This window comes from Faecalibacter bovis, from assembly GCF_017948305.1.
GTDB classification, from domain to species: Bacteria; Bacteroidota; Bacteroidia; order Flavobacteriales; family Weeksellaceae; genus Empedobacter; species Empedobacter bovis.
Map to the genome: position 1 here is coordinate 1,983,787 of NZ_CP072842.1, position 23,517 is coordinate 2,007,303.

Here is a 23,517-nt window from a genome sequence, read left to right on the forward strand (position 1 = left end):
GCCAAAACGAATTTATATGAAGTAAATTTAAAAAATAAAAACGAATATAATTCGTTTTTGGCGGCGATAGAAGTACAAACTTTGAATTTGGCACTTTAGCCCCGCTTTTGGCAATACTATGTTGTGTGCAGTTTTTATCCCACTTCTAATGTGTCTTTCAAAAATTGTTTAGCATTCTCTTCAACTTTATTTTCTGATTGTCCGTCCCAAACTATATTAAATAATTTCTGATTACCATTTTTATTATAACTCAAAGTAATTTGTCTTTCGTTTATCCTTGCTGATGCCCAATTAAAAATGTAACTGTCTTTTGTCTGCGAATTTTTAAGAATATTCGTTGTCAGTCGTTCCACTTTTCTGTTGATGTCTTCCCAACTATAATCATTTTTAGCAGTTTCAATTGAGTGGTTATAGTATTGCTTTTCAAAAATCAAATTTAGACCATTGTTGTTTGTCCATAAAACGTTGTCTTGCTTAATTACAACTGTCAATTGAAAGTCCCCGCAGCCTTCAACACCACAAGTACATCGTCCAATCATTATTTCACCATCTTTGTCAAGGTTGTCCTGACTGAAAAATGAAGGTGGATCGAGACCTAAATAGTCGTTGCCTAAAAAGTCTTTGTCGTCAATTAATATTCTTATCTCGTGGTCATTACTTTCTGGGCTTGGTAATATATTGAATGATAGTTTATTCATTTGTTGTCAAGTTATGGGTCTGTAAAATTGCACACAACGAGCCGAGTATTTGCGAAGAACGGGAGAGAATTTGAGCGAAAGCTCAAGTTCGTCCGTTCAAGCAAATTGCTTGGCTAAAACTAAATTAGATTAAAGTTTTAAGAAAAGCAATTTTGCGAGTGGAAAAAGATATGATGAAAGTTTACTTTCAGCCCGTTTTTTGCGAAATACTATGTTGTATGTAGTTATCTTTTTATATGAAGTATAGAATAAGTACTAATGTCAAAAGTTTTTGGCTCATATTCAAAATATACAAAAATACCTTTAAGATCTTTTTTTTCTGGATCTATAATATATTCAGCTTCTGAATAATTAGATTTTTCATGAATAGTCAAAAAGTTTAATTCTTCACTTTTTTGTTTGAATAATTGTGGAAGATTTACAGATGGATTTTCAATATCGTCAAGTAAAAAAAATAGAATTTCATTATTTGAATTTCTAGAAAATTTCATTTCTTCTGGAAGATAAAATACAATTTTATTACCATGAAATTTATAGAAAAAGCTTTTAGAATAATTAATTGTGTCATTTTCTTTAACAATTAATTGGTTAAACTTTATAATATTATTTTTAAACCTGAAGTTTTCAATAAATTTTTCTGTATTTGAATTTTCAATAGTATCGTAAAATTTTGTCCAACCAATAAATTTACTTTTTTGATTTTTAGAAAGTAATGTGTCAGTTCTTATTAATTTATCTTTGTATAAAGTTTTTCTTTCAGAAATAGAATCGTTTATATTATTTAAATCATAAGAAATAAATTCTTTCTTAAAGTCATTAAAAATGTAGTCGTTATCGAATTGATATTCGATTTCAGAATTTTTATTACAACTTATGATGAATAAGCTTATAATAAAAGTATATATTAATTTCATGAGTTGTTTTGATAATTACATACAACGAGCCGAGTATTTGCGAAGAATGGGAGAGAAATTGAGCGAAAGCTCAAGTTCGTCCGTTCAAGCAAATTGCTCTTTTCTAAAACTAATTTAAGTTGAAGTTTTAAGAAAAGCAATTTTGCGAGCGGAAAAAGATAGGATGAAAGTATACTTTCAGCCCGTTTTTTCGCAAATACAATGTTAGCTGTAGTTGTAATTTTTATAATCCATCTATTCTTTCAGATAAATAATCTCTATATTTTTCTTTAAAGTGATTTCTTTTAAATTCGTTTTGGTAAATTATGTCCATTCCACCATCATAGGGAGCAAATATTGTTGGTTCATTAATAGAAACAAAGAAAATCATTGAAACATCATTTGCAATGTCTTCAAGTAAATTATTAAAATAATTTTTTTTCCAATTTGTTTTAGAAACTTGTACACTCAGTTTGTCATCCGAGTCATATTCATCATTAAAAAATTCTTTTAGATTAAGAATGTCTATTTCTTCAAAATTAAATTCTTGATTTAGGTCGAATTCTTCTATATTTTCAATATAAAATTCTGATCTTACAATATAAATATGTTCATTTTCATTAAAAATATCTGATATAACCAAATTTTGTCTGTTTAAAACTATTGCTAATTCAGTTTCATTTTCTGGGTATCTTTTAGAATTAGGTAAGCTATGGATTCTTAGCCATCTGTTAGGATAGGTTGTTCTAAATGTAAAATTCAAAGGAATTGTTTCCTTGAAATTTTCTTTCCAAAATGTTTTGAATTCTTCTTTTAACACGGTTGTTTGGTACAATTACAGCTAACGAGCCGCGGCTTGGCGAAGTGTGGGCTTGAATTGAGCGAAAGTTCAATTCAGACCGAAACGTAGCCAAAGCTGTGAGCCTTTTGGTAAATTTAATAAAAAAACAAAAGCAAACAGCTTTTGGCGGATAAAAAGGCGAGAAGTTCAATTTTGCACTTAACCCCGCATTTTGCCAAACTGCTGTTGTACGCAGGCATTTTAGTATTCTATTATATTTTCTGGTCGTTGTTGCCAAATAGCCAAATATTGTCCTGTCGACATTTTTCGAGCAGAGTTTTTAGCTTTGTCGGCATATTCTCCTTCATAAAGTTCGTCAATAGTCTCAAACCAAATTTGCAACCATCTCCCAAAATGCTTTTGTTCAATGCTATAATTTAAATTTTTGTCAACATTGATATGCTTTTGCGTTGGGTTTCCTTTGAATTTTGCAACTCCAAATAAATTAGTTTCCCAAAAATCAGTCAATTTGTCAAGATGCTCTGGCCACTTATCATCTGAAATGTGAGCATTAAAAATTGGCCCCAATAGTTCGTCTACTTTTACTTTTGAATAAAAACTATTCACTAAAATATTTATGTCGCTTCTGTTATCAATTTGTCTCATTGCGAATCAATTTAGTTTTCAAGAACACTTTTAACTCTTTCTACTTTATCATGTTTTGATAGAGTTAGGCGTACAATTGAATCTTCAACTGCTATTAAATTGTGAGGAATGTTACCATCCAATGCAATAATATCGCCATCTTTCATATCATACATTTCGCTTTGCACACCTAATTTTAAATTTCCCTGTATTATGTGAATTATAATTGGGAAAGGCGTCTTATGCTCTTTCATAACCTGTCCACTTTTTATAAGAATTCGTATTTCTTTTGAAAATGAAGTTTCAACAATAACCTTTGATATAACATGGTTTTCGTTAAATTCAATTTCGTCGTTAAATGATAATTTGTCCATATGGTCTGTTTTTATGCTTGCGTACAACGTTTCGAGGCTTGGCGATAGTGCGGGCTTGAATTGAGCGAAAGTTCAATTCAGACCGAAACTGAGCCAAAGCCAATTTCTATTTGCTAATATAATTAAAAAGCCAATAAAATTGGCTTTTGGCGATTTAATAAGCACATAAGTTCAACTTTGCAGTTAACCCCGCATTTCGCCAAGGCTTTGTTGTGGGCAGTTTATTTTTCAAAGCTTGAGTTTAATAAAGCAAATTTGAATTTATCTCCAAATTCTTTATCTACATATATTATATTTATTGACAATTCGTTATTATCTTCAAACAATCGATTAAATGACTCTAAGGTTCTTTTCGCACCGTTTGGATATATGATTGTTGACTTTTGATAAAAAAACTCCAAATTACTAATACTTATAGTATCGACAGCGTAATCTATTTTGATTTCAGGGATTTCATCTTTGAGAGGTTGAATTTGAAGTTGAAAATTTTCTGTCAGATAATTAATGTAATTCTCTCGAGAACCTTCATATTTAGTTCTTGTAGATTCAAAGTAGTCAGACTTACTTTTAAAAATAAAAATTGGTACTGATTGATTTTTAAATTCTACATTATTATATTTTTCAATTAATTCTCCACTTTGTTGCACTTTTTCCAGCCAATCTGTATTCGATACTCTATTATATTCGACAGGAAAATCTATAGTCCAATTAAAATCGTTATTGAAATTTGACTTTTGTATTTGACATCCTTCAAACAATAAAATTAAAATGAATAGAAGAAAAAATTTATGATTCATAGTTCTAATTTTAAATTGCCCACAACGGAAAAAGTATTGGCGAAGTGCGGGCTAAAAATGAACTTTAGTTCAATTTTCGACCAAGCGTAGCCGATGCTTTTTCAGATTGTCTAAATTAAACAAAAAAACAATATGAAAAGCAGCGGCGGATAAAAAAGTAGAGTAGTTCAACTTTTTACTTCTCCCCGCATTTTGCCAATACGATGTTATCCAAAAACTAAAATCTGTTGAACGATTTTTCTCTAAATTGCCTATTTATAAGGGTTTAACGATTGTTAAAGTTTCAATTTGAAGTACTCAAACGCATTGAAATCCTTGATTTGTTGTACCAATTGTTGTACCTTAGAATCACGTTACATTCGTTTGCATCAGCAAGTTACAAAAATATTTCACTTGTTTGCATTCGTTTAGAAAAGTAGATTTTTAACCCATAATACAATTTCCAATGGCTTCAATCAAATTAGTACTTCGCACCAACCAAGAAGATAAAACAGGACACAGTCCATTGTATATCCGATTAATCAAGGATCGTAAAACAAAGTTTATAGCAACTGGAGTAAAGTTGAAAGAAAACGAATGGGATGATGTCAAACAAAAAGTAAAACGCAATTATCCCAATTCAACGAGAATGAATGCTTTCTTATCTCAAAAGATAGCAGATGCAGAAGCAATGGTTGCCGATAACGAGCGTAAGCGTGGAAATATCTCCGCTAAGCGATTAAAAGAAGCTATAAAAGGAAAAGATATTAAAAACTTTTTTGAGTACTCTTATGAGCGTTGTGAGCGTATTAAAGGTAGTGTATCACCAAGAACGTATAAGAATTACAAAAACTATGTAAAGAAATTCGAGGAGTTTATCGGACATAACGAAATCTATTTTGATGACATCACAGTAACCACTTTAAATGATTATGTCAATTACCTAAGCAACAAACTAAAAAACGGAAATACTACAATTCGTTATTCATTGAACATTTTAGCCATAATGTTTAAAGATGCTATTCGTGAAGAGATCATCAATTTAAATACCTATCCATTTGCGAGTGTACGAATCAAAAAAGACAAGAGTACAAGACTGTTTTTAAACAAAGAACAAATCGAGCAGCTAAAAAATCACAAGAGTTCATTTGGTCAAACAGATACGTATTTCAGAGATATGTTTATTTTTTCTTGTTATGCCGGAGGATTGCGTTTTAGTGATGTCGTTACCTTACAATGGAAAAACTATGATGAAAACGAACAACGTATCAGATTAAACATCCGTAAAACTAAACGTTCACATCAATTCAAGGTAGGTCAATCTGCTTTAGAGATTTTAAACAAATACAAAAAAGAAACTTCCGAACCAGATGATTTTATTTTTCCAATCATTTCAGAAGCTAATTTCTTCGAACAATCCAACGAATACCAACTAAAAGTAATCGGTAGCAAAAATGTTTTATGTGGTCAGAAATTGCGTAGAATGGGCAAAGAATTAGAATTTCCATTCTCATTATCTTTTCATTTAAGCCGACATACATTTGCAACCCAAGCCTTAGCTAACGGTATGCGTATTGAGTACGTTTCTAAACTTTTAGATCATTCAGATATCGGAACAACACAAATCTATGCGAAAATCGTCAACGAAGAATTAGACAAAGCGGTTGAGCAATACATTGAATAAGATTTACTTATTATCAAACCATTACCTAAAATAGATTTTGTAAATCAAAATATTGTACTTAATTTTGTACATAATAAAATACAAGATTATGATAATAGCAAGTGTTTCAGATTTCAGAAAAGATATTAAATCTTACTTAGATAGAGTTTCGAAGAATTTTGAAACCTTAATCATCAACAGAGGGAAAGATTCAGGTATTGTGGTAATGTCATTAGAAGAGTACAATTCTTTAATGGCTACAAATTACGAATTATCTTCTCGTATCAATGAATCAAGATTAGATGCTGCCATTGAAAAATTAAAAAGTAACCAATCTTTTGAAAGAGAATTAATCGAGGAATAGATGAAATATATTTTCGTAGATGAATCTTGGGAAGATTATTTATTTTGGCAAAAAACCGATAAGAAAAAAGTAAAACGTATCAATGATTTATTGAAAGATATTTCACGTACTCCTTTTACTGGTATAGGGAAACCAGAGCCATTAAAACATAAATATTCAGGGTTTTGGTCACGTAGAATAGATGAAGAACATCGTTTAATTTACAAGTACGAAGACGGTCAGATATTAATAGCAAAGTGCCGTTTTCATTACGATTAAATAATCAATTTTTAAGATATAAATAAGATAGAATTCTGTTGGGTTGTAAAACTTAACAGAATTTTTTTTATGCCAAAATCGTAAACAAAGAATTAGATAAAGCAGTAGAGCAGTATATTGAATAATTAATATTAAATAATTTTAGTATTTATAAAACATATCGTAATATTGCAATGATAATAAATCAATAATGGGAACAACTAAAACAGAAATATTTACAGGCGAACAAAATAAACTAGCTACTTTATTCAAAGTATTAGGACATCCTGCTCGTGTGGCTATTATTCAACATATTATCAAGCAAAATGCGTGTATCTGTACGGATTTGGTGGATGAATTAGGTTTAGCACAAGCTACTATTTCTCAACATTTAAAAGAATTGAAAAGTATCGGAATTATTCAAGGTTCTATCGAAGGAAAATCGGTTTGTTATTGTATTGATGAAAAAGTTTGGGAATCGATTCAAAAAGAATTTTCAATGTTTTTTGATCAATATATACCTATAAATAAATGCTGTTAAAGCATTTATTTACAATCAATCATCGTAATATTGCGATTAATAAATAATAATTAAAGTATATGAAACTTTCAGAAATCAAAGAAATTTTACCAACATTAGAGAATGTTGAATTTCAATTAGAGGATGGTACTTTCGTACCAGAACATTTCCACGTGACAGAAGTGGGAGAAATCACAAAGAAGTTTATTGATTGTGGTGGAGTTATTAGAAACGAAAAAGTAGTAAACTTTCAACTATGGAATGCAGACGATTACGAACATCGTTTAAAACCCGGTAAATTATTAAACATTATTCGCCTATCCGAAAACAAATTAGGAATTGAAGACTCAGAGATTGAAGTAGAATATCAATCGACTACCATTGGTAAATACGATCTTGAATTTAATGGAAAACATTTCATTTTAAAGAATAAAAAAACAGCTTGTTTAGCGGAAGATGCTTGCGGTATTCCTTCAGAAAAACCAAAAGTGAAATTGTCAGAAATCCAATCATCTTCTTGTACACCAAATTCGGGGTGTTGCTAAATATTGTAACCATAAATATTATAACAATTACCAATGATAATTTTTTAGGAGTTGTAGAAATCGATAAACAAGGATTATCAAACAGTAAACGGTATTAATATAGATAAGAATTTATAGAAACGTAAAAGTATTAATTTGTGAATGCATAAATCAGATAAAAACAATTCAATGGATGAAATATTTGATGTTATAGTTATTGGAGGCGGGCAAAGTGCATTAGCTTGTGGATATTATCTAAGACGTGCAAAACTGAAGTATATTATTTTGGATAAGCAAAATACTTCAGGCGGGGCTTGGCTCCATACTTGGGATAGTTTAACCCTATTTTCTCCAGCAGATTATAGCTCGTTACCTGGATTGATAATGCCAAATTCTGAAAATAAATTCCCTACAAAACAAGAGGTTATACATTATTTAGGACAATACGAGCAATATTATCAACTTAATGTGAAAAGAAATAGTGAAGTTGTTGAAATTAAAAAAAATGGAGATTTTTTTCAAGTTCACACGCAAGAAAGTTTTTTTAAAACCAAAACAGTTATTTCTGCTACAGGAACGTGGGGAAATCCTTTCATTCCGAATTTAAAGGGAATAGAAAATTACAAAGGTGTTCAAATACATTCAAGTAAATATAAAAACCCCGAAGATTTTAATGGTTTAAAAACATTGGTTGTTGGAGAAGGTAATTCTGGTGCTCAAATTGTTGCTGAAGTATCAAAAAATACGACAGTAAAATGGTCAACAAAAAAAACACCTGAATTTCTACCCGATGAAGTGGACGGCTATTATCTGTTTAAAATTGCCAACGCAAGATATAAAGCAGAATTAGAAGGAAAAACATTTGATGCATCAAATTACAATTTAGCCAGTATTGTTATGGTTCCACCTGTAAAAGAAGCTCGTGAAAGAGGAGTGTTAATTTCTAGTGGTACATTCCGTGAGTTTTACGACAAAGGAGTAATTTGGGATAACGGCGAACAAGAAGATTTTGATGCAATTATTTGGTGTACAGGCTTCGGTTACGATACTACATTCCTAAAATCACTAATACAACTAGATGAAAAAGGTATTGCAAAAACCAATGAAACTAAGTCTTTAGATATTGAAGGTTTATGGTTTGTAGGCTATGGTAATTGGACAGGTTATGCATCTGCATCTTTAATTGGGGTAAACAGAACCGCAAAACAAACAATTTTAGAAATTCAAGATTTTTTATCTAAACACTTAAAGATTAATTAAAAATATGTACTCAACAATATTAAAAACTGTAGAGCAATTTCATTTTGAAAATATCAGTAATGATCGCAAAAACATTTTACAACCTTTAATAGATTACATTCAAGAAAAAGTCAATCGTAAGGAAGCTATAAATCTCAACTTTATTTGTACACACAATTCTCGAAGAAGTCATTTATCACAGGTTTGGGCGCAAACTTCAGCATCATTCTATAATATAGATAATGTACACTGTTATTCAGGGGGTACAGAAGAAACAGCATTGTTTCCAAAAGTAATTGAAACGCTAAGCAATCAAGGTTTTCAAATCTTTAAAATTACAGATAGTAATAATCCTATTTATGCGATAAAATATGATGAGAATAGTTCACCAATTATCGGTTTTTCTAAGAAATATAATGATGCATTCAATCCCATTTCAAATTTCGCAGCGATTCTAACTTGCTCCCAAGCAGATGAAGGTTGTCCTTTTATATCCGGTGCTGAAAAGCGAATTCCCATTACTTACGAAGATCCTAAAATTTCGGATGATACAACCGAACAAACCGAAGTTTACAAACAACGCAGTTTTCAAATCGCAACTGAAATGATGTACATATTTTCACAAATCACTAAATAAACGATGCAACCAAAACTAAAATTCCTTGATAGATACCTAACCTTATGGATTTTTATCGCAATGGTTTTAGGTGTTACAATTGGCTATATCTTTCCCAATATGTCTGTTTTAATAGAGCGTATGAGCATTGGCACAACCAATATTCCTTTAGCTTTAGGGTTGATAATAATGATGTTTCCACCTTTAGCCAAAGTAGATTATTCTCTATTACCACAAGTATTTAAAAACAAAAAAGTAATCGGAATATCCTTAATCTTAAACTGGATAATTGGTACAGTTTTAATGTTTGGTTTGGCTGTTCTATTTCTTCACGACGAACCTGATTATATGTCGGGATTAATCTTAATTGGCTTAGCACGATGTATTGCAATGGTAATTGTTTGGAGCGATTTAGCGAAAGCTAATAGAGAATACACAGCAATGTTAGTCGCATTAAATAGTATTTTTCAAGTCTTAAGTTATAGTTTTTTAGTTTGGTTATTCATCAACATATTACCAAGCAAATTAGGCTTAGCTAATTTTAATGTTTCGGTTTCAATGATAGAAGTTACACAAAGTGTAATGATCTATTTAGGTATTCCATTTTTAATAGGTTTTATCACGAGATACACGCTAATTAAAAAGAAAGGTATAGAATGGTACAATCGTGTATTCGTACCCAAAATATCACCCATTACTCTTTATGCATTATTGTTTACAATTGTAGTAATGTTTAGCCTAAAAGGTGATAAAATAATTGAATTACCAATGGATGTAGTTAAAATTGCTATACCGTTAATAATCTATTTTGTGCTAATGTTCTTTATCAGTTTCTTTATCAATAAAGCAATGAAGGTTCCTTATGATAAAAATGCATCTATTTCATTTACAGCAACAGGTAATAACTTCGAATTAGCCATTGCAGTATCTATTGCGATATTTGGTATTCACTCCCCACAAGCTTTTGTAGGAGTTATTGGTCCGTTGGTCGAAGTTCCTGTATTAATACTTTTAGTAAAAGCTAGTTTGTGGCTGAAAAGGATATATTATAAAGAATAGAGCAATACATCGAATAAGAAAGTAAATAATGTCTTTCGCGACACGTTTTGTCATTGTAAAGTTTTAATTTACATTAAATTACCTTAAAAAATGTTTAATGACTAAAACTTAATCTACTATGGCGTATTTGATAAAAGAAGCTGTACAATTCAAAGAATTGACGAAGGTTGCTTTACACAATGTAAAGTCGGAAGAATTTGATATTATAGAGGTGCAACCTCTTACAAATGACGGGTATTGTCAAGCATTAATTGACAAAGTATTTGAGATTTCTCATTCTGAAATTGCTGATTTTATCAAACATCATTTAATTTATGTTAAGGATAAATTGCACTGGATCAATAAGTTTGAAAAGTTAGTTTCTGTCAATGAATCCTTGTTCAAAAAAGAGAGGAATAGAACTAAACTAATGAAAATCATTACAACAGCAGAATTTGTAAGAAGTTCATTAACAAAGCCAATAGAGATTAAAGACGACGATAGACCAGCACCAAGATTTATCAATGCCGAATCAGAAGAACGTTATTTTTCATTCACAAAAACGAGTAAAGATGTTGATTTGATAGAGGATTATTGTGAAAAAATTCTATTTCTAACCAACGAAAAATACGAATACGAACAAGCCAATATTCATTTCATCAATCCCAAATTGAATGATTATGCATACCAATGCGAAAAGAAAATCAGTCAATTACAAAATACAAGATTAATTAAAGAAGAATTAAAAGACAGTCAAATTGAAAAAAGTAGCTTCAACAAACTACAATTCAACGGAAACGTCAATCAGTTGGTTGATATCTTTTACCAATTAAACCGAGAGTTGTTTAATAATGGTAAAAATTATTTAGATGGGAATGTAAACGACATCGCTAAGATGATTGCCTATTCTTTTGTAGACAAAGACGGAAATAAATTAAGCATTGAAACGGTCAAAACCATACTCACACCTTCACGAGAAGAAAAACGACCGAATAACGCAAAACGTATTGATGTAGATAAATTACTATAACATTCACAATCCTAACTATCCCAGTTAGGATTTTTTTTGGTCCAAAAAGTCCTGTTCACACGTTCAACTTCAAAAATCAAAAGCCTTTATCCATCAGCCATTCAAAAAAAAAGGGTCCTGACAAGACCATTTCAGGACTAACGGACTTTTTTTTCTATACTTCATTTGTTCCATAATCTTAAACAAATCAGAAAATGGAAGCAATCATTTTAACAAAAGAACAATACGATGCGATCGTATTCCAATTAGAAGAAATCACTAAAAAATTAAACAAAGCATTAGCAGCCAAACAAGAAACATTTATGGATAACCAAGAGTTTCTAATGCTAATGAAAATCTCAAAACGTACTGCTCAAACGTGGAGAGATGAAGGAAAGGTTTCATTCTGTCAAGTAGGAAACAAAATCTACTACAAAATGTCTGATGTCGAAAAGTTATTGAATGAACACTACAACAAATCATTCACTAACAAACGCTAAAAATTAGAGTATCGGCATCTAAATTAAACTGGCATAACAATTCGCAGACGAGTGTCAATCCATTAAGTGAAACGTAAAAATGTTTACCGACTGAAAGGAGTGATTTAAACATTTTAGTGAAGCGAAATGATGATTGACCGTCGAGAATTGAAGCCTTGATTTTTTGGTTCGTTTTGGATCAAGCCAAAATGAACAGATAGTTTTTATTTAACAGAAGCTTATCATCTAAAATCAAAGTGTTTTTTGTTTACAAGACAAAATGAAAACAAAGAACAAATCATTCACTAACAAACGCTAAAAATTAAGAGCAATAACCTGGCATAACAATTCGCAGACGAGTGTCAATCCATTAAGTGAAACGTAAAAATGTTTACCGACTGAAAGGAGTGATTTAAACATTTTAGTGAAGCGAAATGAAGATTGACCGTCGAGAATTAAAGCCTTGATTTTTTGATTCGTTTTGGATCAAGCCAAAATGAATATATGATATTTCGATTCGTTTTTGTGTCAAGTCAAATCCATAGGATTCATGAATACATTATTCATAAAATAATAAAGCCATGAATAAAAATGAAAACAAAGAACAATTCATTTTACTTTTTACATAATACATAATACAACAAAATATGAAATTCACCCTATTCCAAAACTTCAACGAGGTAATCAACACAATACCAGTTGAGCAAATCGTAACAGAAATCAAAGAAGGCGCATACAAAAGTCAAATCTTGTATTTGCGTAAATCCTTAGAACAAGGAAAGATGGAACCATACGAAAAAGCAAAGAAATCATTACTTGCTTTTACACCAAGTGCAACATTCAAGGGAGGTAGAAAATTAGACTACCTCCAAAATTACAATCAAATAATCGTACTGGATATTGATAAAGTAGAGAAAAATAAGTTAGCAGAAATCAAACAAAAAGCTATTGAATTAAGTACAACATTTGTTGCATTTATCAGTCCATCAAACAACGGATTAAAGCTATTCATCAAGGTTTCAACCAATCAAGACGAACACAAAAACACGTACAACATTATCAAGGAATTTTACGAAAAAGAGTTAGAAATCGAAATCGATAAATCCGGTAAAGACATTACCAGGCTATGCTTCTACTCCTACGATCCAGAAATCTTTTTCAACCCAAACGCAGATATATTTCTAGTCACTGAGCGAAGCCGAAGTGCAGAAACTCATTCGTCTTGTCATTTCGAGCTTGTCGAGAAATCTAATCAAAACTATCTGGTCACTGAGCGAAGCCGAAGTGCAGAATCTAATATCTCAAATCTCAATACTCCAGATCTATTATACGATCATTGCGTCAGATTCACAAAACAGAAAATGGATTACATCGAAGGAAACAGAAATAACTTTGTACATCAATTAGCGTGTAACCTAAACCGAAAAGGAATCAGTTATGCAGAAGCATTAGGTTTCATTTTATCCGATTACAATTACAACGAAATCGAAGTAATGAATGCAGTAAAAAGTGCGTACAACAATACACACGAATTTGGTACAGATAAGGAGTATAAAACACCAAAAACAAAGGAAAAGACAAATCCGAAAAGTAGTACAACAAACGAGGAAGAAGTCGATGACGACGAAGAAAAACCTGCTGCCATAGAAAGACTAGAAATGTTCCTAAATAAACGATACAACTTTAGGTACAACATGGTAACAGGAAAGCTCGAATACAAAAAGGTTCGCAACCAAATGTATAAGCCAATAACTGACTTTGTAGAAAATTCAATTTTGCGAGAAGTATTAAAAGCAAAAGTAAAATGCAGCATTCAAGGATTACGCTATTTATTGATGTCGGATTATGTGGAACAATTTGATCCATTCAAAGAGTATTTTTCTACGTTGCCAGAGATAAATCAAGAAGTAGATTATATTACTGAATTAGCCAATACCATAACAACGACTAATCAAGATTTATGGTTAGAGTGCTTCAAAAAATGGTTTGTTGCAATGGTGGCTTGTGTAACCAATGAAAAAGTAGTCAATCAAACAGTTATTGTGTTTAGTGGGAAACAAGGAATAGGTAAAACTACTTGGATGGAAAAGTTAGTACCAAAACCATTAAAGGATTATTTGTTTTCAGGCACGATTAATCCCAACAACAAAGACACACTAATTCATTTAGCTGAATGTATGTTAATCAACTTAGACGAGCTAGAAAACTTAAACAAAACAGAGATTGGATCATTAAAAGAAATCATTACGAAATCCCATATCCGAATGAGAAAAGCATACGGACATAACAACGAAACATTACCACGTAGAGCATCATTTGCGGGAAGTGTAAATACTGCACAATTCTTAAATGACACGACTGGTTCTCGTCGTTTTTTATGCTTTGAAGTTGAACACATCGAATACCATCACAACATAAATCTTGATAACTGTTACAAACAAGCATTGCATCTAATCGATGAAGGATTTAGATATTGGTTCAACAACGAAGAAATTAAAAACATTAACCAAAACAACGAGCAATACCAAATCAAATCCCCAGAAGAAGAATTGCTATTAACCTGGTTTGAGAAAGCCGATAAAGAAACAGCAAATGCCTTTTTAAATGCAACCCAAATAGCTACAAGGTTAGTTTTTTTCAGTAACATTAATATCAATAGCGGAACAGTAAACCAATTAGGTAAAGCATTGAAGAAACACGGTTTTATGAGGATTTCTAAAAATGGATCATATGTCTATGCAGTCAAAGAATTAGAATACGATCAAGTCCAGAAAGAGAACAAAACATTGGAAGAAAAATAAATTCGGCATCTAAAACGATACCGTTAAGAAAATGAATATTGAGAAGGATAAGAATAAATTACCGACTGAAAGGAGCGATTTAATTTATTCCCGAATCAATATTCATTTTTAGGTTAATCGTTTTATAGCCTTGACTTTTTTGTTTCGTTTTTGTGTCAAGACAAAAATGAAAGTAAACAATTTTGTTTCGTTTTGGATCAATAAAAATAAATATTATAAAACAAATAATTCTAATATCTAACATCTAAAATCTCAATACTATGAGCAAAAATCCCCTTACTTTTCCTTACTTTTTAAATACTCAAAAAACGTTAAAATTTCATTTTAATACTCAGTTAAACACCGAATTACACCGAGTAAGGAAAGTAACCAAATTTGACCAAAAGAAAAAATTGTAAAATCATCAAAATAAAAAACTAGAAACATAAGCTAAAATCAAAGTAAAGGAGAACGCATAGTTCTCCTTATTGCATTAATATCTTCGTTTGAAACAGTTTTTTCTAAACCTCAAAAAACAAAAAAATGTTTTTGCCGAAATTTGGTTACTTAGGTTACTTAATATCTAAATATAGATTTTAATTGTATTAAATATCTAATGAACAACTATATTAAATAGTACATTATTATGTTAATTATTATGTTTTAAATTGCTTTCATTTTAATATATTTGAATTTTAACATTTTCTATTATCCTCCATGAATACTTGTAAAGATAAAATAGTTAGTTTTTTAAATTCATATCCTAGAAATCGGTTGATAATTAGTAAAAACCATTTCAATCTGGAAGAAATAAATTGGATGGATATTGGGAAATTATTAGCATTGGAATTAAGTAATACAGATAAAAGAAAGATAGTTTTCAAAATCAATCAATTACTTGATGATATTATAGTAAAAAACAAAATACAACATAAGGAATTCGGTGAAACAATTGCAATTGAAAATATCGGATTACTCCTTGAACCTGAATTGAAATTTAACGTAGAAAAATTTTTATCAGATTATTCTCAAAACAATACATTGATATTAAAATGGGAAGGAGAAATTGATACCAATCAACTTTATTTCCTAACAAAAAATGATAACCATAAAATAGACTTAAATAACATAAGCCACATCGTAATATGAAATACAATGAACTAATTAGTTTTGAACCCATAACAGAAGTTGTTAAGTTCAACAGAACTAATGAATCAGCATACCAACAGAATCTTGTAAAAACATTCGTTTTCTCATCTACCTTCAAAGATATACTTATTCCTTTGATGGTACGTAATCTAGATTTAGAATATACAGAAGAAAGCTTCGGTTTACAAGTTGTAGGTAACTACGGTACCGGTAAATCTCATACCATGTCCTTAGTTTCTTTGATTGCTGAAGACGAATCGTTAGTGGAATTGGTTCAGGACGAAAAAGCAAAAGATGAACTAAAAAAGATTGCAGGTAAATTTAATGTTCTACGATTCGAATTAGGACATACGATTTCCTTATGGGAGATTGTAACATACAAATTAGAGGAGTATTTAGAATCAATTGGGGTATCATTTTCTTTCGAAAGTCTTGGAGCTAAATCATTTTTAGAAAAGCTTCAGTTGATGATGGCAGAATACGAAGAGAAGTTCCCAGATAAAGGACTTCTTATCGTAATAGATGAGATGCTTGCTTACCTTAAAGGTCGTTCGGGCTCACAAGATTTAAGTCAAGACTTAGCAGTTCTTCAAGCGTTAGGTCAGGCTTGTGATAAGTCAAAATTTAAATTCATTTTCGGGGTACAAGAAATGATTTATCATTCTCCAGAGTTTCAGTTTCAATCAGAAATGTTACAAAAGGTAAATGATCGATACAAAGATATTTTAATCACAAAAGATGATGTGTCTTTCATTGTAAAAAATCGTTTATTACGTAAAGACGAACATCAAAAACAAAAGATTAAGAAACATCTGGATAAATTTTTACTATTCTTTACGGATATGCATGCCCGTACAGAGCATTATATAGATTTATTCCCTGTACACCCAAGTTATTTCGAAAATTTTGAAAAAATTAGAATTGGTAAAAGTCAACGAGAAATTTTAAAAACATTATCCAACCAATTCAAAGATTTATTAGATCAAGAGATACCATCAGATAATCCTGGTTTATTGACCTATGATCAATACTGGAAAGATATATCGAATGATCAATCTATGATGTCTGAACCAGATATCAGAAAAGTGAAGGAAGTAACTGATACGATTTACGATAAAATCGAGACCTACTTCACTGGGGTAAGGAGTTCTAAAAAAGATATTGCGACAAGAATTACCAATGCTTGTGCCATTAAAATTATTCAACACGAATTACAAAAGCAAAATGGGACCAATACCGAATTATTGGTAGATGATTTATGTTTAACAGATAAAAATGCTTTTGATAGAGATTTCTTAATCGATATCATTGATTCTGCAGCAAACCAAATCATTACAGCAACTTCTGGTCAATATTTCGATAAGAATAATGACAACGGAGAGTTTCATCTTAGAATTGAAGGGGGAATTAATTTCGATCAAAAAATCAAAGATTATGCAGCGATAATGTCTGATAATCAAAAGGATGAATGCTTCTTTAAATTCTTAGAAGTAAACCTTCCACTTGATTATGATACCTACAGAACGGGGTTTAAAATTTGGTCACATGCCATCGAATGGCAGTCGCATAAAATCTATCGCGACGGATACATCTTTTTTGGTAATCCAAATGAGAAATCAACGACACATCCGCGACAACATTTCTATATGTATTTTATGCCAATTTTTGATGATACTAAAAAAATCAAAAATAACGAAGAGGATGAAGTCTATTTTACTTTCGATAACATTTCGAAAGAATTCAAAGAGTACATCACTTTATATGGTGCAGCTTTAGCGCTAGAAGTAAGAGCAGATAGTTCGCAAAAACCTATTTACCGTCAAAAAATTGATGAATTAAATAAAAAAGCGAGAGATATTTTTAACCAAGAGTTTGTTCAAATTACGCAGGTAGAATACCAAGGAAAAGAATTACCACTTAACGGTTATCCTTTACCGGGGCAAGGTGCTTCTAAGGAGCAGATTTTCTCTACTGTGGCTTCTATTGTATTCGAGCCTTGGTTTAACGACGAAAGACCAAACTTTCCTAAGTTTAGTCAATTAAATACGCCAATAACTAAAGACAATTACGATAAATTAATAAAGCAAGCTTTAACTAAAATTGCCAATCCAGAACAATTAAATAGAGATGGAGAAGGTCTTTTAGCAGGTCTTGGTTTATGGGTACCAGGTCGTTTAGATTATAGCCACTCACCTTATGCTCAATCTATCGTAAAGTTATTAAAAGATAAAGGAGACGATAAGGTTTTAAATCGTGATGAAATCATTGAATATGTAGAAAAAAGCGTTGATTTATGGTTATCGAAAGATTTTAAAATTGAAGCTGAATTAGAATTTGTGGTCTTGGCTACTTTAGCCGCTTTAGGCGAGTTAGAAATTACATTACATTCGGGTAAAGTGATTAATTCAACAAACTTAAACGATTTAAAGACCATCCAAAAAGAAGATTTTTGGAGCTTTACGCATGTAAAAAGACCAAAAGGTTTAAATCTTGCAGCAATTAAAGAAATGTTTATTGGGATTGTAGGACGAGATTTAAGCGGACATTTAAGTGATCCATCAACTTACACTCATTTAGTACAAGCTTCATCAGATCTAGCGAAAAAAACCGTTGCTTTATTAAGTAAAATTCAGAATGGGTATGTATATAAAGGTATTGAAATCATAAGCCCAGATCAAGCATCTAAATACCGTCAAAACTTTACAGCATTCAGCGGATTTTGCGACAAGCTACAAAACTATACTTCTGAAGCAAAAATGAAAAACTTTGCTTTTTCTACAGAAGATATTGCACGCTTAATGCCTTATAAAGAGCAAGTGCTTGAGGTACAAAAATTATTAAATCAAATCACTGATTTGGATCAAGAAGTTTCTTATGTACAACAAGCCAAGCAATACATTACAGAGGAAAGTTTAAAGAACGAAGTAAACGTGCATTTAAATAAATTGCCTCAGATTGTTCAAGAAAATGACAAAGCAACTTTAGTACAATACAAACAAGAGCTTTCTGCTTTAAAAGAAAAATATGCCAATTGGTATTTGGAGCAGTATTTAAAATGTAGAATCAGTCAAAGAGAACATACCGATAAAATGGCCATTTTAGATTCGGATGAACATGCAATCGTTCAAATCTTAAAAGAGGCAGATTATATTTCGTCTTCTCCATACTTTAAATGGATGGAGCAAATTAATAAATTACAAGTAGCAGATAGCAAAGTCAATAAAGAAGCTGTGCTGAATGTTCCTTTCCATGATTTCAATCCGCATGAGTACATCAATGTTAAAGAGACTTCTGTAAAACGATTAAAACAAGAACTATCAAATATTCTTGAACAATGGAATCAATCGCTATTGGAAATTTTAGAAGATCCGATGGTGAAAAAGAAAATCAGTTTATTAGATGAGACGGAGCAAGATATTCTAAACCAATTCAAATCGGGTGCGGTACAACTTTCAAAGTCGAATGCGTTAAGCATCCGCAATGCCATTACCAATTTGCATAAAGGATTAGAGAAGGTTGAAATCGGTTACGATGAATTAAAATCTTCCTTTACAAAACCATTAACGCCAGACGAAGCTATCGAAAAGTTTAAAGCTTATGTGGATGGTCTTGCAAAAGGGAAAGAAAGAGATAAAATCAGAATCATTATTAAGTAAAATTCACTTTAAAGTGAATTTTACTTGCTAATTAACTTATAAGTGAATAACTTTGCTAAAATTAAACATATAAATTCATATCGATTGGTAGAGTATTACTCTATATGTTTGGAAGAAGATGGAGATGTTTCGTTATTTGAAAAATTCATCACTAAACATTCCAAGCATAACTATGAAAAGTTCAATCATATTATGAGTTGGATAAAATGGATTGGTAATAGATATGCAGCAAAATTGGAATATTTTAGAAATGAAGCCGAAACGGCTGATGCATCTGCTTTACCACCTGTAAATCCAAACTGGCAACCAACATTTGTTGAATGGGATGATGAGTCACAGTCTGGTGAAACCAACAATCTTAGACTGTATACATTTAGAGTGAATGAACATGTAGTGTTCTTATTTAATGGGGATATCAAAACGGCAGCAACAGCGCAAGACTGTGATAATGTTAGACCACATTTTCGATTAGCGAATAAATTAACTGAATTGTTAGAGAAATCATTTGGTCATGGAATAAAATTAAATGATGAACTCACAGACATCATTGTTGACGATGATTTTGAACTAAATTGGTAAAAAATGAAAAAAAACAACATCATATCAGATTGGTTAGACCAATACGGTGATCCAGAAATTGATAAGTTCGTTGAGAAAAACTTAGCAATTACCGAAAAAGTACGTGTTGCAATGGAAGCTAAAGGATGGAAATCCCAAGACTTAGCAAAAGCTATGGATAAAACACCATCCGAAGTATCTAAATGGCTTTCGGGTATGCACAACTTAACGCTAAAAAGCATCATCAAAATGGAGCAAGCGTTAGGTATTTGTTTAGTACATACCGAGCCAATCAAACAATACGAATACGTGTATTTGGGTACGATCAAAGGTGCGGAAGACTATGTACAAAAGGTAAACGACTACCAAGAATCTTACGCAGATCAAGCTTACGAAATTGCCTTGTAACATGGAAAATAAACCAACAATAGATGCGGATAAAATTCACTTATTTCACCTGGAAATTCGTGAGTTTAATATCAATACGCAAGCTTTTAAAAATACAGCCGATCATAAACTGAATATTGCACATCGTTTAATGCACAATTTAGAAGATAAACGGCTGAAATTAGACATTAGTTGCTCTTTTCGAAATAATTCGGAAGAGCAATTATTGCAATTAGACATGGATTATCATTTTCATATCGAAAATTTAGAAGACTTTTATACCATCAAAGAGAACGGATTACCTAAATTTTCTGCAACCATTATTGCAACCATTTTAGGCATTGCGCTTTCTACTACAAGAGGTATTCTTTTCGAAAAATTAGCCAACCATGGCATCCATAACATCATCATTCCTGTAATTTCTCCAATGAAGATGCTAACGAATAACCAATAACCAAATTCTTACACATGACATTAGATTTATTCCAAAAAGAAGATCAACATACAAATGGTCCAGTAACCGTCTTAGGCCAAACATTTGCCAACGACGAGGAAAGACGTGCATATTTCCGTGAAGAGTTACTCAAAAAATTACCAGAACTAAAAGAGATAGAAGGATTCCCGATTGGGGAAGATGATGACATCATCAACCTATCCGATCCGCCATTTTATACCGCTTGCCCCAATCCATGGATCAACGATTTTATTGCAGAATGGGAAGAGGAGAAAAAACAGTTAGAAAAAGAAGGCAAACGTGTACCTGATTTTGAAGTGACTGAACCCTATGCTGCGGATGTAAGTGAAGGAAAAAATAATCCATTTTATACATTACATACTTATCATACAAAAGTGCCACATCCGGCCATTATGCGTTATTTATTGCATTATACACAACCGGGTGATGTGGTGTTTGATGGGTTTGCAGGGACAGGAATGACCGGTGTGGCAGCAAGTCAATGTGAAAATCCTGATGCAGATTTAAAAAATAAATTAAATCAAGAATATTTCTCTGTACATAAACAGTATCCTATTTGGGGGAAAAGAAATGCGGTTGTTTCAGATTTAGCACCAGCAGCAACTTTTATTTCAGCGAATTTAAATAGTAAGTATCAAACAAGTCTAATTGAAAAATCAATTTTAGATAAATTAGAAAAACTGAATGATAAATACAGCTGGATGTATGAAACAAAACATACAAATGGAGCAACAGGGAGAATAAACTTTATTGTATGGAGCGAAGTGGTGCAATGTCCGGATTGTAATCATGAAATTACGTTATGGGATGAGACAGCAGATACAGTTAACGGAAGAATGAAAAAGGAGTTTAATTGTCCTAAATGTCAATCGCTATTAAAAAAAGAAAATTGTGTATCCAAAACAGAAACAGTATTTGATAGAAACATTGGTGAAGCTATTAGAATTAAATCTTATAATCCAGTTTTAATAAATTATACTTTTAATAAAAAAAGGTATTTTAAAAAAACAGAAACATATGATTTAGAAATAATAAATAAAATTTCAAATTTAAAAATTTCAAATTGGTATCCAGATTATATTTTTTTAGGTAAAGGCACTCAATGGGGTGATACTTGGCGAGCGGGTGTTCACAATGGGATTAATCGTGTTTCAGATTTTTACACAAAACGAAATTTGATTTTAATATCTGAAATATGGTCACAACTTCATTTGCAAGAAAAGTTTGTTGCAACTAGTATTTTATCTAGAAACCTGACAAAATTGAATAGATATGTTTTGAAACCAAGAACCCCGCATGGTGAAGTTAATGGACCTCTAAGTGGTACTTTATATATTTCTAGTGAATATGTTGAACAAAACTTTTTTGATTTAATCAAATCTAAAATCCCTAACTTTTCATGGGATAATTCAGGTGTAATTACATCAACAAATCCTGCTCAATCTAATCAAATTAAGGATAATTCTATTGATTATATATTCACAGATCCTCCTTTTGGCGCTAATATTATGTATTCTGAGTTAAATTATATTTGGGAATCTTGGTTAGGTGTTTTTACAGATAATAAACCAGAGGCAATTGAAAATTCAACACAGAATAAGTCAACATTAGAGTATCAAAAGTTAATGATCGATTGTTTTAAAGATTATTATAGAATATTAAAACCGGGAAAATGGATGACGGTTGAGTTTTCTAATACTTCTGCGGCGGTATGGAACGGTATTCAAACGGCATTAGTAAATGCTGGATTTGTTGTTGCTAATGTTGCGGCCTTAGACAAAAAACACGGAGGAATAAAATCTATGACATATACAACTGCGGTAAAACAAGACTTAGTTATCTCATGTTATAAACCGTCTTCTGAGTTCGATACCAAATTCCAAAAATCGCAACATTCTTCAATGGGTGTTTGGGATTTTGTAGAGGAGCATTTAGCACATTTACCAATCCATTTGGTCAAAGACAATGCGACAACAGCAGTAGTAGAGCGTAGTGCCAAAATTTTATTCGACCGTTTAATTGCCTTTTATGTACAACGTTCACTTCCTGTGCCTATCGATGCAGGTAAATTCCAAGAAGGTTTAAAAGAACGTTTTGTAGAGCGCGATGGCATGTACTTTACCCAAGAGCAAGTGGAAGAATACGAGCGCAAAAAAGCAGAAGTTCCAGAGTTCATCCAAATGAGTTTATTTGTCGGTTCAGAACAAGATGCCGTTTATTGGTTACGCCAATTGTTAGAGAAAGAGCGTAGAACAGAATCAGATTTACATCCATTATGGATGCGCGAAGTAGCGGGTAACATGCGCAAAGGAGATAGCTTGCCAGAAATGCGCCAAATATTAGAAGAAAACTTCTTAAAAGACGATACGGGGAAATGGTATGTACCGGATGCAGAAAACGAAGCCGATTTAGAGAAACTAAGAAACAAACGTTTATTAAAAATATTCGAAGACTATAAAACAGAAGCAGCCAAACCAAAAGGGAAGCTAAAAGAAGTACGTGTAGAAGCGCTACGTGTAGGGTTCAAACAATGCTACCAAGACAAAGATTTTAAAACGATAGTAACCATAGGCGATCGCATTCCAAATAACCTATTAATGGAAGACGAAGTCTTATTACAATTCTACGATATTGCTGCTGCTAAAATCTAAATTCT

23 protein-coding genes are annotated in these 23,517 nt (G+C 31.6%); 17 read left to right on the forward strand and 6 right to left on the reverse strand.

Annotated elements, in window-relative coordinates; translation table 11 throughout:
- Positions 1-134 precede the first annotated feature (134 nt).
- The 6 genes from J9309_RS09535 to J9309_RS09560 form a co-directional block, all read right to left on the reverse strand.
- Entirely contained in the window at positions 135-698 is a 564-nt protein-coding gene (locus J9309_RS09535; protein WP_230475663.1) for a hypothetical protein, read from the reverse strand.
- A gap of 224 nt (positions 699-922) precedes the next feature.
- Positions 923-1,612 carry a hypothetical protein gene (locus tag J9309_RS09540; protein WP_230475664.1) on the reverse strand — a complete coding sequence of 230 codons (690 nt, stop codon included), beginning with the start codon at positions 1,610-1,612 and terminating at the stop codon, positions 923-925.
- A gap of 223 nt (positions 1,613-1,835) precedes the next feature.
- Positions 1,836-2,411 (reverse strand): DUF3885 domain-containing protein, encoded by a 576-nt coding sequence (locus J9309_RS09545; RefSeq protein ID WP_230475665.1) that lies wholly within the window; start codon positions 2,409-2,411, stop codon positions 1,836-1,838.
- 222 nt (positions 2,412-2,633) lie between these two features.
- Positions 2,634-3,038 (reverse strand): group III truncated hemoglobin, encoded by a 405-nt coding sequence (locus tag J9309_RS09550; RefSeq protein WP_230475666.1) that lies wholly within the window; start codon positions 3,036-3,038, stop codon positions 2,634-2,636.
- Between the two features lie 11 nt (positions 3,039-3,049).
- On the reverse strand, positions 3,050-3,391 hold the full coding sequence (locus J9309_RS09555) for a cupin domain-containing protein (protein ID WP_230475667.1): 342 nt from the start codon (positions 3,389-3,391) through the stop codon (positions 3,050-3,052).
- A 221-nt stretch (positions 3,392-3,612) separates the two neighbouring features.
- Positions 3,613-4,188, reverse strand: a complete 576-nt coding sequence (locus tag J9309_RS09560; RefSeq protein WP_230475668.1) for a hypothetical protein — start codon at positions 4,186-4,188, stop codon at positions 3,613-3,615.
- A gap of 445 nt (positions 4,189-4,633) precedes the next feature.
- Here J9309_RS09560 and J9309_RS09565 point away from each other — a divergent pair, with 445 nt between their 5' ends.
- From J9309_RS09565 to J9309_RS09645, 17 genes are all read left to right on the forward strand, one after another.
- Positions 4,634-5,851 carry a site-specific integrase gene (locus J9309_RS09565; RefSeq protein ID WP_230475669.1) on the forward strand — a complete coding sequence of 406 codons (1,218 nt, stop codon included), beginning with the start codon at positions 4,634-4,636 and terminating at the stop codon, positions 5,849-5,851.
- 88 nt (positions 5,852-5,939) lie between these two features.
- A complete protein-coding gene (locus tag J9309_RS09570) occupies positions 5,940-6,194 on the forward strand; it encodes a type II toxin-antitoxin system Phd/YefM family antitoxin (RefSeq protein WP_230475670.1) in 255 nt (84 codons plus the stop codon).
- Positions 6,195-6,452: a Txe/YoeB family addiction module toxin gene (locus J9309_RS09575; RefSeq protein ID WP_114999210.1), complete on the forward strand. Its 258-nt coding sequence runs from the start codon at positions 6,195-6,197 to the stop codon at positions 6,450-6,452. It abuts the gene before it with no gap.
- A gap of 190 nt (positions 6,453-6,642) precedes the next feature.
- Positions 6,643-6,972, forward strand: a complete 330-nt coding sequence (locus tag J9309_RS09580; RefSeq protein WP_230475671.1) for an ArsR/SmtB family transcription factor — start codon at positions 6,643-6,645, stop codon at positions 6,970-6,972.
- A 59-nt stretch (positions 6,973-7,031) separates the two neighbouring features.
- On the forward strand, positions 7,032-7,496 hold the full coding sequence (locus J9309_RS09585) for a DUF6428 family protein (protein ID WP_230475672.1): 465 nt from the start codon (positions 7,032-7,034) through the stop codon (positions 7,494-7,496).
- Between the two features lie 168 nt (positions 7,497-7,664).
- Positions 7,665-8,735 (forward strand): ArsO family NAD(P)H-dependent flavin-containing monooxygenase, encoded by a 1,071-nt coding sequence (locus tag J9309_RS09590; RefSeq protein ID WP_115001976.1) that lies wholly within the window; start codon positions 7,665-7,667, stop codon positions 8,733-8,735.
- Positions 8,736-8,739: 4 nt separating this feature from the next.
- Positions 8,740-9,351 carry a low molecular weight phosphatase family protein gene (locus J9309_RS09595; RefSeq protein WP_230475673.1) on the forward strand — a complete coding sequence of 204 codons (612 nt, stop codon included), beginning with the start codon at positions 8,740-8,742 and terminating at the stop codon, positions 9,349-9,351.
- A 3-nt stretch (positions 9,352-9,354) separates the two neighbouring features.
- On the forward strand, positions 9,355-10,389 hold the full coding sequence (gene arsB, locus J9309_RS09600; protein WP_230475674.1) for an ACR3 family arsenite efflux transporter: 1,035 nt from the start codon (positions 9,355-9,357) through the stop codon (positions 10,387-10,389).
- A gap of 118 nt (positions 10,390-10,507) precedes the next feature.
- Positions 10,508-11,398, forward strand: a complete 891-nt coding sequence (locus J9309_RS09605) for a hypothetical protein (RefSeq protein WP_230475675.1) — start codon at positions 10,508-10,510, stop codon at positions 11,396-11,398.
- Positions 11,399-11,592: 194 nt separating this feature from the next.
- On the forward strand, positions 11,593-11,877 hold the full coding sequence (locus tag J9309_RS09610) for a helix-turn-helix domain-containing protein (protein WP_230475676.1): 285 nt from the start codon (positions 11,593-11,595) through the stop codon (positions 11,875-11,877).
- A gap of 626 nt (positions 11,878-12,503) precedes the next feature.
- Entirely contained in the window at positions 12,504-14,657 is a 2,154-nt protein-coding gene (locus tag J9309_RS09615; RefSeq protein WP_230475677.1) for a VapE domain-containing protein, read from the forward strand.
- 798 nt (positions 14,658-15,455) lie between these two features.
- Entirely contained in the window at positions 15,456-15,785 is a 330-nt protein-coding gene (locus J9309_RS09620) for a hypothetical protein (protein WP_230475678.1), read from the forward strand.
- Positions 15,782-19,441, forward strand: coding sequence for a DUF6079 family protein (locus tag J9309_RS09625; RefSeq protein ID WP_230475679.1), 3,660 nt, complete (start codon positions 15,782-15,784; stop codon positions 19,439-19,441). Before J9309_RS09620 ends, J9309_RS09625 begins: the two co-directional genes overlap by 4 nt.
- Before the next feature lie 84 nt (positions 19,442-19,525).
- Positions 19,526-20,020: a hypothetical protein gene (locus J9309_RS09630; RefSeq protein ID WP_230475680.1), complete on the forward strand. Its 495-nt coding sequence runs from the start codon at positions 19,526-19,528 to the stop codon at positions 20,018-20,020.
- 3 nt (positions 20,021-20,023) lie between these two features.
- Complete coding sequence (locus J9309_RS09635) at positions 20,024-20,407, forward strand: helix-turn-helix domain-containing protein (RefSeq protein WP_230475681.1); 384 nt, start codon at positions 20,024-20,026, stop codon at positions 20,405-20,407.
- A gap of 1 nt (position 20,408) precedes the next feature.
- Positions 20,409-20,840 carry a hypothetical protein gene (locus J9309_RS09640; RefSeq protein WP_230475682.1) on the forward strand — a complete coding sequence of 144 codons (432 nt, stop codon included), beginning with the start codon at positions 20,409-20,411 and terminating at the stop codon, positions 20,838-20,840.
- Between the two features lie 14 nt (positions 20,841-20,854).
- Positions 20,855-23,512 carry a DNA methyltransferase gene (locus tag J9309_RS09645; RefSeq protein WP_230475683.1) on the forward strand — a complete coding sequence of 886 codons (2,658 nt, stop codon included), beginning with the start codon at positions 20,855-20,857 and terminating at the stop codon, positions 23,510-23,512.
- Positions 23,513-23,517 lie beyond the last annotated feature (5 nt).

Bases quoted from the DNA above. Each gene is read 5' to 3' on its own strand.
- arsB (WP_230475674.1), top strand. From the start codon at position 9,355: ATGCAACCAAAACTAAAATTCCTTGATAGATACCTAACCTTATGGATT.
- J9309_RS09550 (WP_230475666.1), bottom strand. From the start codon at position 3,038: ATGAGACAAATTGATAACAGAAGCGACATAAATATTTTAGTGAATAGT.
- J9309_RS09565 (WP_230475669.1), top strand. From the start codon at position 4,634: ATGGCTTCAATCAAATTAGTACTTCGCACCAACCAAGAAGATAAAACA.
- J9309_RS09575 (WP_114999210.1), top strand. From the start codon at position 6,195: ATGAAATATATTTTCGTAGATGAATCTTGGGAAGATTATTTATTTTGG.
- J9309_RS09645 (WP_230475683.1), top strand. From the start codon at position 20,855: ATGACATTAGATTTATTCCAAAAAGAAGATCAACATACAAATGGTCCA.
- J9309_RS09605 (WP_230475675.1), top strand. From the start codon at position 10,508: ATGGCGTATTTGATAAAAGAAGCTGTACAATTCAAAGAATTGACGAAG.
- J9309_RS09635 (WP_230475681.1), top strand. From the start codon at position 20,024: ATGAAAAAAAACAACATCATATCAGATTGGTTAGACCAATACGGTGAT.
- J9309_RS09620 (WP_230475678.1), top strand. From the start codon at position 15,456: ATGGATATTGGGAAATTATTAGCATTGGAATTAAGTAATACAGATAAA.
- J9309_RS09555 (WP_230475667.1), bottom strand. From the start codon at position 3,391: ATGGACAAATTATCATTTAACGACGAAATTGAATTTAACGAAAACCAT.
- J9309_RS09640 (WP_230475682.1), top strand. From the start codon at position 20,409: ATGGAAAATAAACCAACAATAGATGCGGATAAAATTCACTTATTTCAC.
- J9309_RS09585 (WP_230475672.1), top strand. From the start codon at position 7,032: ATGAAACTTTCAGAAATCAAAGAAATTTTACCAACATTAGAGAATGTT.
- J9309_RS09615 (WP_230475677.1), top strand. From the start codon at position 12,504: ATGAAATTCACCCTATTCCAAAACTTCAACGAGGTAATCAACACAATA.
- J9309_RS09590 (WP_115001976.1), top strand. From the start codon at position 7,665: ATGGATGAAATATTTGATGTTATAGTTATTGGAGGCGGGCAAAGTGCA.
- J9309_RS09570 (WP_230475670.1), top strand. From the start codon at position 5,940: ATGATAATAGCAAGTGTTTCAGATTTCAGAAAAGATATTAAATCTTAC.
- J9309_RS09610 (WP_230475676.1), top strand. From the start codon at position 11,593: ATGGAAGCAATCATTTTAACAAAAGAACAATACGATGCGATCGTATTC.
- J9309_RS09540 (WP_230475664.1), bottom strand. From the start codon at position 1,612: ATGAAATTAATATATACTTTTATTATAAGCTTATTCATCATAAGTTGT.
- J9309_RS09580 (WP_230475671.1), top strand. From the start codon at position 6,643: ATGGGAACAACTAAAACAGAAATATTTACAGGCGAACAAAATAAACTA.
- J9309_RS09535 (WP_230475663.1), bottom strand. From the start codon at position 698: ATGAATAAACTATCATTCAATATATTACCAAGCCCAGAAAGTAATGAC.
- J9309_RS09560 (WP_230475668.1), bottom strand. From the start codon at position 4,188: ATGAATCATAAATTTTTTCTTCTATTCATTTTAATTTTATTGTTTGAA.
- J9309_RS09595 (WP_230475673.1), top strand. From the start codon at position 8,740: ATGTACTCAACAATATTAAAAACTGTAGAGCAATTTCATTTTGAAAAT.
- J9309_RS09625 (WP_230475679.1), top strand. From the start codon at position 15,782: ATGAAATACAATGAACTAATTAGTTTTGAACCCATAACAGAAGTTGTT.